We start from the raw sequence: 13,076 nt of genomic DNA on the forward strand, positions 1-13,076 counted from the left end.
GACATACAGAAACTTGATAATTTCGCGTACGACATGAGCCACTGTATCAAATGTAAAGGCTGCTACTGGGTCGAGCACACCTATATGCCGGGGGTCAGGTTCTCGACGCGCTGCCCCAGCAACGTCTGGAATGACTTCGACGCGTACGGCGCATTCGGCAAGATGAGGATCGGCCTCGCGATGATCGAAGGCAAGCTGGAATGGACACCGAAGCTTTTGGAGATCATCTATGCAGATCCGCTCTGCGGTGCCTGCGATGTGGGATGTAAAAGAAACCTCGACCTGGAGATCGGTCTCACCCTTGAGGCGATGCGGGTAAAAGCGGTCCAGGACGGGGCAGGCCCGCTACCCGTGCATAAGAAGATTGCCCAGAACATAGCGAAACAGCACAACCAGTTTGGCGCACCTCACGAGCACCGCAGAAAATGGCTTCCCGCAGAAGGCAAGGTTGCAGAAAAAGCGGAGCTCCTTTATTTTGTGGGGTGCTCAGCCTCGTACGTGACGGCGGAGATAGCCCGCGCTGCAACCAAAATACTCAATGCAGCAAACACGCCGTTCATGCTGATGCCGGATGAGTGGTGCTGCGGCAACACGCTTTTCTCCGTCGGCATGCTCGATGAAGCTCGCGCACTGGCCCGCAGGAATATTGAGGCGGTCAAGGCAACGGGTGCCAAGACCGTGCTTCTGACGTGCGCGGAAGGTTACAGGATGTGGAAGGTCGATTACCCGAAACTGCTCAATATCGCAACGACAGACCTCGGCTTCAAGGTGGTGCATCTGGTGGAATTTGCGGACGAGGCGCTCAAGAAAGGCTCGCTCAGGCTCAGCAAACCTCAGGGCCTGCGTCTCGCGTATCATGATTCCTGCGGCATCTCCAGGCTTGCCGATCCATGGACTCCCTATGCCGGGGAGCGCGGCTGGATGGGTACCGTCAATCCCCGTCTGAAGCGTCGCCGGGGCACCTACGGCCTTTATGCACAGCCCAGAAACATCCTGGCTGCTATCCCGGGTGTCACCTTCGTGGAGATGCCCCGGGCTCGGGAGAATTCCTTCTGCTGCGGCGCCGGGCGGGGGACCAGAGAGGCTTTTCCGGATCTTGCATCATTCTCGGCGCGACAGCGTCTGGACGAAGTACGTGAAGTGGGTGCGGAGGCCCTGCTTGCTGCCTGCCCGTGGTGCAAGAGCAATTTTTCGCAGGCGGTCAGGGAACAAGGTGACTCCATAAAAGTGATGGATATAGCAGAGCTAATTGCGGCTTCGCTCAGATAAGGGAGGTTGACCATGGGTATGTCGAAAAGAGCATACAAGGCGTTAGAATCCATCGTAGGTTCAAAGTATATAACGGACGATGCTGCGGTGTGTGAGGGGTACCGCTCGGGCCCGGGCGGTTACGAGAGCGGTCTTGGCTACGAACGGGTGATGACGAAGATACCTGCTGCCGTTATCCTCCCGCGGAGCACCGAGGAGGTGCAGCGCATCGTCAAAATATGCAACCGGTACAGCGTGCCGTACGTTCCGTATAGCACGGGTTTTTACGGGCCCCGTTCCCACTGCCACGTGGAGAACGAGCTGCTTATCGATTTGAAACGCCTCAATGATTTCGAGATAGATGAGAAGCACATGTTCGCCGTGGTGGGATCGGGTGTCATCTACTCTCCCCTCCAGGAGGAGGCGATGAAGCGTGGCATGTACGTGATCATCGGCGGCGGCGGAGCTCAGGCATCGGTCATCGCCAACCTCATCGGCGACGGATGGTCCCCACTTTCTCATCGTATCGGGTTGCCCCACCGGCGCATCCTGGGCACGGAGCTGGTGCTGCCTGACGGCGAGTTGGTGAAGATGGGCTCGTTAGCCGTGGGAGAGGATCCTTTCTGGGGAGACGGGCCGGGCCCTGACCTCCGTGGTCTCCTGCGAGGCTTCACGGGGCTTCGGGGGTGCCTCGGCGTCGTCACGAAGATGGCCGTCAAACTTTTACCGTTCCAGCCGGAAAAGCCGATGCCTACGGGCATTGCTCCCAACACAGCACTCGCCCTTCCTGAAAGACGGATGAAATGGATTAACTACCAGGTGCCCAACAAGGCAGCCCAGGTCAAGGCCATGTTCGAGATTTCCAAGGCCGAGATCGCCGGGGCGGTCACGAAGGTTCCTCTCTTCTGGAGAGCACTGGCTAAGGCCGAGTGCAAAGAAGACTTCTGGGACCTGTGGGGCAAGGAGAATGAGGATACCATCAAGAACTTCCACATCGTCCGGGTGCTGCTTATCGGGTTCACGTCTGAAGAGCAGATGCAGTATGACGAGAACGTGCTCAACGATATCATGGCGGAGCTGGGGTCCAAACCGCGTGCGACGAAGCCGTCGGATGAGTCCTGGATCAAGAATGCAGACTCTGCGGGTATGTGGTTGATGTGCGGCTCCTACGTTTCGGTTGATTACATCATCGAGACGCTATCTCATGCGGTACAGCACGGAGAGTCTTATGCAGAGCTGAAGAAGAAGTATACACCGCCGCTTATGCCGGACTACGGCGATCCGGGCTGGTTCCAGAGCTTTGAGCTCGGTCATCAGGGCTACTCCGAGTTTCTCGTGTACTGGGACCAGGACGAGGACACGACGGGTGTGGACCACTTCTACGTGGAAACCTCAAAGATGAACATCAAGAACCGGTTCTACACTTCGCTGCTCGGCCCGCACCAGCCTCTTTATCTCACCGGGCCGAAGTACGGGCCCAACTATCATGAGTGGCTGCTCAAGATCAAGGATGAGTTCGATCCACTCTGGGTCTGTCATCCACCGACACCGCTCGCGCATGACGTGTTTGTGGAAAAGGCACCATGGATGAAACCGATTAAGGACTGGAAGGCACCGAAGAAATTTCCTATGCCCGACTGGGAATAGGAGCGAAGAAGGACCTGACTCTTCTTGGCACGGAGTGGTGCGCCAAAATCGAAGGCGGTTCACGCTTCGCCCTTGCAAGGAGACCATGAACAGGATTGCGGCAATGTTGAACCCCCGGTCAGTGGCTCTCATCGGAGCCACTGACAAGGAGGGTTCGACGGGCCGGGCCGGTTGTACTCTTACTCGAATGCGACGGTCATCGTTGTTCAGGGGGGACACGTAGAATAATGACCGAATCGATCAAAAAGGCAATCGATAAACGTTTCTTGAGAGGGATTGCTGCGTCTCCAGGGATCGTCACAGGGAAGGCTTGCGTTTTTCGAGACATCCTCCTGCTTGTCGAAACACGGCACCTTGAGCAGTGCAGTGCCGAGAAAGAGATCATCCGTCTTCACCAGGCGGTCCATCAGGTGGTGGATGAACTGATAGAGGATAACTTCAAAACATCCAAAAAGGCGCAAACGAACGCGGCAGGAATTTTTCTCACACACATAGCCATACTCAGGGACCCTTATTTCATTTCGGGAATAACGCAGGATATCAGGGAAAATGGGGTAAATGCCGAATCGGCGCTGATGAGACAGGTCGATCAGTTCAGCAGAGCTTTTCGAAAGATGGACGACACGTATCTACGCGAGCGTGGTACAGACCTCCGGGACATCGCAAGAAGAGTCATAAAAAAACTGATGCCACAGGAACGATCTGGAATTTCAGCAGACGACAAGGTCATCATCGTCTCTTCAGAGTTAACTCCTTCCGATACGGTAAGGCTCGACAGGGACAAGGTTCTCGGGTTTGTCACGGAATCGGGAGGGAAAGAATCCCATGCGGCGATCCTGGCGCGGTCGTTTGGAATCCCGGCGGTACTCGGGCTCGAAGGATTACTTTCCAAGGTCTCCGGGGGAGATACCCTTATCGTTGATGGCAATACGGGTATCGTGATCATCAATCCATCCGCAGAGGTTATCGAGCACTATCAGGATCTCCAGAGTAGATATGAGTCTTGCCAGCTTGATTTGCAGCGGCTCGCCGACCTTCCTTCGGAAACGCTTGACGGGCGGAAGATTCATTTATGGGCGAATATCGGAGGTCCGGGCGATCTCGAATACGCGCTCCGTTTCGGGGCCCACGGCATTGGACTGTTCAGGACCGAAATGCCGTTCTTGATCTGGAGACGGTTTCTCTCTGAAGAGGAGCAATTCTTTTTGTATACCAAAGTAGTGAACGAGGCATCGGGTAAGGAAGTAACCATCCGGACACTTGATTTCGGAGGTGATAAGTATTTCGAAGACGGGAAGAGCCAAAAGGAGAAAAATCCGTTCTTAGGGTATCGATCAATCCGGATCTTTCTGCGAAAGAAAAATATCTTCAAACAACAACTCCGGGCTATTCTGCGAGCAAGTGCCTTTGGCCCGGTCAAGCTTCTTTTCCCAATGGTAACAACGATTGAAGAGGTAAAACAGATCAAGGTAATATTCGAAGCCACCAAAAGAGAATTGCGCAAGGAAGGTGTCTCATTTTCTGAAAACATTCCATTGGGGGTAATGATTGAGGTGCCTTCTGCCGCGATACTTGCTGACCAGATAGCGGGAGAGGTTGATTTCTTCAGTATAGGAACAAACGACTTAATACAGTACACCCTTGCCGTGGATCGGGACAATGATCTGGTCAACCATCTCTATGAACCTCTGAATCCGGCCGTTCTTCGCCTGATTCAACATGTTATCCGGGTGGGGAAGGACACGGGTAAAACAGTTACCCTCTGTGGAGAAATGGCGGGGACGCCAACCTATATTCCCTTTCTGGTTGGAATGGGTGTGACCGATCTAAGCATGAATCCTCCTGCCCTCCTTGAGGCAAGAAAGACGATCCGGGATATGGACTTTGCAGCTTGGGAAGTAACAGCCGAAACCGTGTGCAGTCTTGCATCACTTGAAATCATCAAGGAATACGTTGAGCGTGAACGGTCGATGACCGGATTGCGGGCGTCTTGAGGAACAAACTTTTCTCTCTTGGTAAAAGGGGCCAGGCTGTGCGACGTGACTCATGAACAATCAAGAGACAATAGCGAGTATGTCACTTCCGATAGGGAGGAGCAATATGAGATTCCGATTTGTTATTCTGGCCGTGGTCGTTCTTATATCATGCTGGTCGCGACCCTCAGAATCCAAGAGCATGGCTGAGGTATTTGGGCGGGTGGATGGTTCGGTGGCGGTGATTGTGACGGCGCACAAGATTTCTTCCGGTTCCACAGGCATCCAGCAGACGATGGGTTTTGGCGTTGGTTCCGGTGTTCTCGTTTCGGAGAGTGGTCATGTGATCACCTCGGCTCACCTGGTCAATACCGCTGATGAGATTCAGGTCAAATTATCGGGCAGTGAAGCAGTTAACGCCCGTGTCGTAGCATCGGCGACATTTGCAGATGTCTCATTGCTGCAGCTTGAATCAGTACCGAAGCAGGCTGTGGTGGCAAAGCTTGGTGATTCCGAAAAAGTTAGGGTTGGTGACGAGGTCTTCGTGGTGGGCACCCCGTACGGACTAAGCCATACACTGACAGCGGGTCATATAAGCGGCCGCCACAAACTGGATAGGGTATCGGCCGCGTTCGATTTGGGCGAGTTATTCCAGACGGACGCCGCTATCAACGAGGGCAATTCCGGAGGGCCCCTGTTTAACATGGCCGGCGAAGTCATTGGAATAGCCCGTTACATTATTACAAGATCAGGTGGCTCCGAAGGGCTGGGATTTGCTGTTACATCGAATACCGCAAGGCGCTTATTGCTGGAGCAGACTTCGTTCTGGTTCGGCTTCGACGGCATCGTGCTCCAGGATGAAATGGCCGCCGCCTTCAATCTTCCCCAATCCACAGGATTTCTCGTCCAGCAGGTTGCAGACAATTCTCCGGCTGCGCGATTAGGCCTTCGGCCTGGGATGGTCAAGGCTCAGATCGGCCTGAACGAGATGTTTCTTGGAGGTGACGTCATTTTGGAAGTCGTTGGGATTCAGATCGCCGACGGCTGCTATGACAAAATCCAGAATCGACTCAGTCAGATGAAACAGGATGATATTATCACGGTGAAGGTTCTGCGAGCGGGGCGGATAGTGCATTTGAGTGCAAATCGTGGGCGATGAATAATGGATGCACCTCTGATAGAACTCGACAATGTCACCAAGCGGTTTGGCGATAAGACGGTGCTCGACAGAGTTAACCTCAAGATATATGAAAATCAGGTCACGACGATAATCGGCAAAAGCGGCACCGGCAAGAGCGTGCTCCTCAAGCATATCATCGGTCTCCTTAATCCGGACGAGGGCACTATTTTGTACAGAGGAAGACCACTTCATCAAATGAAGAGGCGCGAACGAGAGGAGTACAGAAGCCGGATTGCGTATGTGTTTCAAAATAATGCTCTCCTCGACTCAGTGACGGTACTCGAAAATGTGATGCTGCCCCTCAGACAGACTACGCACCTCAGTATGAAAGAGATCAAAGAAAGAGCAAGAAACAAGATAGAAGAATTGGACCTTGGTGATTCCATCGAAAAGTATCCTTCGGAGCTCTCAGGCGGCATGCAGAAAAGGGTTGCTCTGGCACGGGCATGGGTGACAGAGCCGAAGATCGTGCTGTTCGATGAGCCGACATCGGGCTTGGACCCCATCCGCAAAAATTCGATCCTGAGCATGATTGCCCACGCGAGAAGGAAGCTCGGCTTCACTGCCGTTGTCATCTCCCATGACATTCCTGACATCTTTTTCATCTCCGACCGTGTAGCAATCCTTTGGGAAGGGAGAGTCGGTTTCGACGGGGCGTCCCAGGAGGCGCTCGGGCTGAAGCACCCGATTATCGATGAGTTTCTGCGCAGTCTGGAGGGATTTGAGGATGAATTAACGGGCTTGCTCTCGCGGGAAGTATTCCGGACATATTACGGAGCGCTGCTCGCAGGCGACACGGGCATGCCTACTAATTCAGCGGTGCTCTTCAGTGTGGATTTGGATCCGCTGCAGGATGCACTGGGACCGGTTGCAGCGTCGGAAGTCCTGAGGTTCCTCGGTGAATATGTCAAGGCCAGCTTCAGGCCCATAGGGGGGTTTTCTGTCCGCAGCAGCAGAGAACAAATGCTGACGATCCTGCCGCACACCAGCCGGGATGAGGCGGAGCAGCTGGTGATGCGTTTTGGTCAAGCATTGGCGCGGGAGGGCCTTACAACAATCGAGCGCAGGGCTCAGCTGGCGCCTGGAACTGAAGCGCACCTGGAAGTTAACGTTCGTGCGGGGGTGACGGACGTCTCGCCCACAGATGATATTGGTAGGATAATCGAGAAAGCTTGTTCCAACCAGCGGATCGTCGCAACGCACCACTACAACCTCCCAACCGGCGCCTGATGAACTATTCTTCGGAGAATGGAATGAAAAGTCGCATATCAGGGAGAACAGATGACAAGATTGATGGCAGGTTTTTGTCTTGCAAGTCTTTCTATGTTTTACGCCGCCAGCAGTTTTTCAGCGGAACAGGCCATGTCAGTCGGTTACGGTTTCGGGCTGTTCAACCTGCATAAACATATGGGACATATCGAGGGCGGAGAGATGTACGATTTCTTTCAGGTAGCCTATCTCTATGAAAGAGGTTCGGGCCTGAAGAATCTTAACATTACCGCGCAGCCATGGGTAGCGTACGTGAACAGACCTAACGATGGCAGTGACGTAGGCTTTAATTTAGGGATACGGTACTACCCTGTCAGAATGGAAGAATTGCGACCTTTTCTGAGTGCGGGAGTGGGCGCGGCCTATACCACCATCGGTTTCGAGGAACAGGGAACCCGCTTCCTGTTCATACTGCAGGCGGGGGTCGGCCTTAGATACAAGAACTTCTTTATTGAGGATACGCTCAGGCATTACTCAAACGGACACACGTCCTCACCGAACAGGTCAGTTCATGCCAACATCATCACTATTGGATACTATTTCTAGTAGACCACAATTCTCTGCGATCATTTATTCTCTCCTCTTTTCGGTCCACCTATGTACGATCTTTCAGCTTCAGCGTGACGTTGCTTACTCCACCTGGTACCCACCGCGACCTGAATCCCATCTTCCGTGCAAGCTTAAGCATCTCATCGTTGTCCGTCAGCACGTTACCCACAATCTCGTCAAGTTCTTTCTCACGGCCTATCTCGATGATCATACTCATCAGTTTGTGTCCTAATCCTTTATGCTGATAGGCATCATGAATGAGGATTGTGAACTCGCCCGAATTGAAGTCCGGCTCCATGAGAAGCCTCGCCACACCAATTATCTTTCTCTTGCCTGCTTCTGTAATCTCCGCAGCGATTGCCACGTGCCGCTCATAGTCTATGTTGCAGAAGATGATGAGCCATTCGTGCGATATATCTTTGAAGGGCGAGAAGAACCTTTTTTTGAGGCTTTCTTTTGAGACGGTGGTGCCCAACTCATAGAGCAGCGGCTCATCCTCAGGCCGTATTGCCCTGAGCAGTACGTCCTGACCAACTGGTAATTTCCAGCTCGTGGTGTATCGTTCGGGGTACGGTGTGATGACCAGATGAGGGTGCCTCAAGCCGCGCTCCATGTATTCCGTCTCAAGCACTATGCGCGTATCCAGAGCATACGCCTTGCCTTGGGCTATGGCGAGCGGATTGATCTCGATCTCGGCTATTTCGGGGAAATCGATGACGAGATTGGAAAAGCCGACGAGAATCTTCTCCAATTGTTTTAGATCAGCCTGAGACCTGCCCCTGCAACCTTGGAGCATTTTGTGTACCTTCGTCTCCTCAATCAACATCTTGGCCAACGTATCATTTAGCGGCGGAAGGCCCACCGAAACATCGTTGTTGAACTCCGCAGCTGATCCTCCCATCCCGAAGACGATGACAGCACCAAAGTCCTTGTGTTTCGTAGATCGCAGGATAAGCTTGTAGTCCACGCTCTGGATCATGCGTTCGATTGAGAAACCCTCGAGCACGGCGCGCGGAGCTTGCTTCTTTAAGGTTTGTATGAGTGACTTACATGCCTTCTTTACTGATGAGCCGCGATCGACGGCGAGCGCGATGCCGCCTGCATTGCCCGTATCGGTGATATCGGGCGACACGACCTTAATCAGTACGGGATAGCCCAGTTCCTCGGCTATGCTGACTGCGGCGTCAGCATTTTCAACAAACCGAGATGTCACAACCGGAATTCCATACCTGAGGAGGAGATGCTTGGCTTCCATTTCGTTGAGCACGGTTCTGCCCTCGCCCAGTATGTTCTTGATATTTGCTTTAAGCTCTTGCTTGTCTCGCGGCTCCCGCACTGACAGTTCGGCCGGAGTTTCATAGAGATGGTCGAGGTTGCGTTTGTACTGGTACATGTCTACGTAGGCCCTGACCGCCTCTTCCGGCGTTTCATACGTAGGAACATTATTCTGTATGAAGATCCTCCTCGCGTTCTGGACCTCTTTGGCGCCTATCCAGCTGGTGATCACGGGCTTTAGCCAATCCTTTGCTGTCTCAGCCACGGCCGCCGCAACCTGGTCAGATAGAGCGGATTCCAAAGGTGTATAAATCATGAGTACCCCGTCAGTCATTGAGTCGTTCAACACTACCCTCAGCGTCTTCTTATAGCTCTCGACCTGCGCATTCCAGGGAATATCGATGGGATTGGCTCTGCTCCAGTCCGGCGGCAGGAAGCTTGCAATCTCTCTCGAGCTGTCGTCGGAGAGCGTTGCAAGCTCGCCATCGAGGTCGACGAGCGCATCGGCGGCCAGCACGGCCGGACCGCCTTCGTTCGTTATGATGGCAAGTTTTGGGCCTCGCGGCAGTCTCCCTGAATCGAGCACCTCGGCAGCATCGAAGAGTTCCGCTATTTCCCTGACCCGCACCACGCCAACCCTCCGGAAGGCTGCGTCGTATACGGCGTCGTCAGGCACCATGGGGCTCATATGCGATTGTACAGCTTTTGAACATTCGGTATGCCTGCCGGACTTCAGTATAATAATGGGCTTGCGGCGTGCGAACGCCCGTGCGGCGCTCATGAACTTTTTTGCGTCTCCTATGCGTTCCATGTAGAGCAAGATGCTTTTTGTAGGGTAGTCGTCGCCCAGAAAATCGATGAAGTCCCCAAAATCTATATCCAACATAGATCCTACGGATGCAAAGAAACTAAAACCTATGCCTGCGTCGACCGCCCAGTCGAGGATCGCTGCGCCGAGTGCGCCACCCTGTGAGATGAAGGCGATATTGCCTGAAGCCGGGTCGCCCTTGAGAAACGTGGCATTGAAGCCGGGCCTCACGAACCCCAGTGAGTTTGGTCCCAGGATACGCATCCGATATTTTTTCCTGGCCTCGTCTATTTCGGTTTCCAGCCTTCCTCCTTCTTCCCCCATTTCTTTGAAACCCGCCGAGATAATCACCACCCCTTTAATGCCGCTTGCACCGCATTGTTCGACAAGGTGAGGCACTGAGCCGGCAGGGGTTGCGATGATTGCGAGGTCCACGTGTTCCGGGACACTCGCTATATCTGAATAGGTCTCGATCTCCAGGATTCGCTTTCTGTTTGGATTTACGGGAAACACTTTGCGCGATTTCGAACGCGACAGGTTCTCAAGGATTATCCGTCCGACGGCACCTTCCTTTTCAGTTGCACCGATGACAGCTACGGTCTTGGGATTGAGCATCGTTTCGAGATTTGCCATGGTCTACACCTTTTTACCTTGGGCTTCGGCTCAAACCAATTATATACTCTACACGGTCGGCGTACAAAGGTATTTGCGTAAGCGCTCTCAACTGTAAGAACATTCTCGTCTTTGCCACATGAGATAGGCAGACGTGCGGTTACTTCTCATTCCAATCAGAATTTGGCATTCCAGAATGCAGATTGACGCCATAGAATATCGGTGGTAATGAATAAGCAGGAGCAGAAGCATGAGGAGACGCTTCAAGGAGGTACAGATAAATGAAAATGTTTGTTTTTGTTTATGCTGAATATTTTGATGACGGTGTAACAACCACGTTTAAACAGGCGGGTTACGGCTCATATATCAAAATCCACAATATGACCGGTGAATACAAGGGACTTGAGTCAAGGGCAGGCGGGCCTCATTCACACGGTGGATTGACGTCGCTCTTACTCGCTGTACCGGATGAGCAGATTTCCCATCTTCTGGATATGGTGCGCGACATGAAGAAAGAATTTCCTGATGCCGGTCTCGGAGCATTCACGTTTCCATTGGAAGAAGTTGTTGTCTGAAGCGGCGGGGCAATCACTTGTCGTACGCGCCGTATTTTTTGGCTGCCAGCACCATTGCTTGTACATTTGCCGGTTTCGCTCCCTGCATACCGGCGCCGGTGGTGAATATATAGCCGCCATCTTCGCCCGCACTTTCAATCATTTGCTTGCAGCTTGCCCGTATCTCATCAGGCGTACCCGTGATCAGGAGGTCAACGGGAAAGTTCCCTGCAATGCAGGAAACGCTTCCAAGCTTCTCCTTTGCCTTTTTCAGATCGGTTCGGTCAAACCACCAGACGACCTTCCCCTTCGGGACATCTGAAATAACATCCAGCCGCTGATTATAGCCGCCCTCACAAAAGAGCTGTGGGACGAAACCTTCATTTACCAGCCCGATGATGACCTTGCGCAGCGTCGGCCAGTAGAAAGTTTTAAACTGCTCGTCTGACAGGAAACCATCGGCACCTTTGTGGAGCGGGATGAAAGGCATGATGTGACCGGAGGCCCGGCAGCTGTTTACCCCGCATTTCACCATGATGGGAGTGAGCCGCGCACAAGCCTCCTTCAGCTCATCCGGGCGGCGGAATATATCCAGCATAATCCCTCTCGTACCGCGGAGACTGTCGCCGATCACGTCAAACGGGGCCTTGGTGAAACCTCCGGAGAACGCTGGAAATCCTCTCCCCATGACTTTCCCGCCGACCTCACCGAGCGCAGCCAGAAACTTCAGCGTTTCTTCTCCGGCGTCGGTGAGGGCCGCAAGGGCCTTCCTCATTGGCTCTGTGCCAAAGGGTCTTGCAAACGGGGGCACAAGCAGAATCTCATTGATCCCTGGCAGGAGGGGGATGGTTTCGAATGGCTTCAGAGCACCGAAGATGCGGGGGAAAAAACGATTTAGAAAGAAGGCCGTGGGATCGTCAATCAGGTCGTAGTATTCCTCCGCCTTCATGTATTCGTCCTCGACGAACTGATATTCGCGCTCCTTGGCTACGCCGTGTCCAGGCCACTGATAGAGCTTGTACTCCAGGGCTTCGAGCGCCTTGCCTGGCACCATGGTCGGCGCGTTATAGGCATCAAGCTCAAGATCAAGGTGGTATTTCTCAACGGCTTCTGTGAGGGCTCCGTAATCATACATGGCGTCATACATGGAGATTCCGGCATACTGCATCGGAAAAAACCCCGCCGAAGGGCAGATCGGGACCCTGCCGGGTTTCTTGAGCTGGATCGCATCCTTCATCAAGGTGACGCGTTCCTGATATGCGGCCTTAGCATCGGCGTCAGGAAAAGGGATCGCTTCTCCTGCACGCCAGACAGTAAACCGTTCCTCTTGCTTCTGCTCTGCGTCAGAAGCGAGTTCTATGAATCGCTCTTTCATTTCATTTCCCTCCTGTCCACTCTTTGGCTATCTTGATGCCGGCTATTGCGTCGGGCGCATACGCGTCGGCGCCGGCATATTCCTTCACTTGCTCCGAACACTGCCCACCGCCGATCATGATGTGGACCTTGTCTCTTAGGCCGGCATCTTTAATGGCCTGTACCGTCTTCTTCATGGAGTCAAATGCAAGGGTCAATAAACCGCTCATGCCGACAATCTGGGGCTGAAATTCTTTGATACTCTTGACGAAGTTTTCCGGCGGTTGATCGATCCCGATATCCTTCACCTCGAAGCCGTTCGCATCAAGAAGAAAAGCTACGATGTTCTTACCGATGTCGTGGATATCACCCTTGACGGTGCCTATCAAATACCTGCTCTTACCTTTGCTGGACTTTTCTTCGTTGATGAGAGGCTTGATCATATCAGATATCTGCCTCAACATTTCACCGGCCATCATGAGATGAGGAAGAAAGTACTCGCCCTTCTCAAAGCGAGAGCCGACCCCTTCCATGGCCGTAGAACAGGCCGCGAGAAGTTTCACAGGGTCGGTACCCTTATCCAGCAATTCCTTGGCCTTCCGAATTGC

General features: G+C 53.2%; 10 protein-coding genes. 7 read left to right on the forward strand and 3 right to left on the reverse strand.

The features are described 5' to 3' along the window. From VMT71_03550 to VMT71_03575, 6 genes are all read left to right on the forward strand, one after another. Positions 1-1,269 (forward strand): (Fe-S)-binding protein (locus VMT71_03550; GenBank protein HVN23020.1); only part of this gene is annotated, 1,269 nt, incomplete at its 5' end. A 12-nt stretch (positions 1,270-1,281) separates the two neighbouring features. Further along, complete coding sequence (locus tag VMT71_03555; GenBank protein ID HVN23021.1) at positions 1,282-2,895, forward strand: FAD-binding oxidoreductase; 1,614 nt, start codon at positions 1,282-1,284, stop codon at positions 2,893-2,895. A gap of 227 nt (positions 2,896-3,122) precedes the next feature. Beyond that, positions 3,123-4,889: a phosphoenolpyruvate--protein phosphotransferase gene (ptsP, locus tag VMT71_03560; protein ID HVN23022.1), complete on the forward strand. Its 1,767-nt coding sequence runs from the start codon at positions 3,123-3,125 to the stop codon at positions 4,887-4,889. 181 nt (positions 4,890-5,070) lie between these two features. Next, positions 5,071-6,027: a trypsin-like peptidase domain-containing protein gene (locus tag VMT71_03565; GenBank protein ID HVN23023.1), complete on the forward strand. Its 957-nt coding sequence runs from the start codon at positions 5,071-5,073 to the stop codon at positions 6,025-6,027. 3 nt (positions 6,028-6,030) lie between these two features. After that, positions 6,031-7,278, forward strand: a complete 1,248-nt coding sequence (locus VMT71_03570) for an ATP-binding cassette domain-containing protein (GenBank protein ID HVN23024.1) — start codon at positions 6,031-6,033, stop codon at positions 7,276-7,278. A 51-nt stretch (positions 7,279-7,329) separates the two neighbouring features. Beyond that, entirely contained in the window at positions 7,330-7,863 is a 534-nt protein-coding gene (locus tag VMT71_03575; protein ID HVN23025.1) for an acyloxyacyl hydrolase, read from the forward strand. Positions 7,864-7,912: 49 nt separating this feature from the next. Here VMT71_03575 and VMT71_03580 read toward each other — a convergent pair whose 3' ends face one another. Then, on the reverse strand, positions 7,913-10,582 hold the full coding sequence (locus tag VMT71_03580; GenBank protein HVN23026.1) for a bifunctional acetate--CoA ligase family protein/GNAT family N-acetyltransferase: 2,670 nt from the start codon (positions 10,580-10,582) through the stop codon (positions 7,913-7,915). Between the two features lie 260 nt (positions 10,583-10,842). Here VMT71_03580 and VMT71_03585 point away from each other — a divergent pair, with 260 nt between their 5' ends. Continuing rightward, a complete protein-coding gene (locus tag VMT71_03585; protein HVN23027.1) occupies positions 10,843-11,136 on the forward strand; it encodes a hypothetical protein in 294 nt (97 codons plus the stop codon). Between the two features lie 13 nt (positions 11,137-11,149). Here VMT71_03585 and VMT71_03590 read toward each other — a convergent pair whose 3' ends face one another. Both VMT71_03590 and VMT71_03595 read right to left on the reverse strand, forming a co-directional pair. Beyond that, entirely contained in the window at positions 11,150-12,490 is a 1,341-nt protein-coding gene (locus tag VMT71_03590) for a uroporphyrinogen decarboxylase family protein (GenBank protein HVN23028.1), read from the reverse strand. A 1-nt stretch (position 12,491) separates the two neighbouring features. Continuing rightward, positions 12,492-13,076, reverse strand: a 585-nt coding sequence (locus VMT71_03595; GenBank protein ID HVN23029.1) for a cobalamin-dependent protein, incomplete at its 5' end; no start/stop codon positions are given.

The organism is Syntrophorhabdales bacterium (assembly GCA_035541455.1).
In the GTDB taxonomy this organism is placed as follows: Bacteria; Desulfobacterota; Syntrophorhabdia; order Syntrophorhabdales; family WCHB1-27; genus JADGQN01.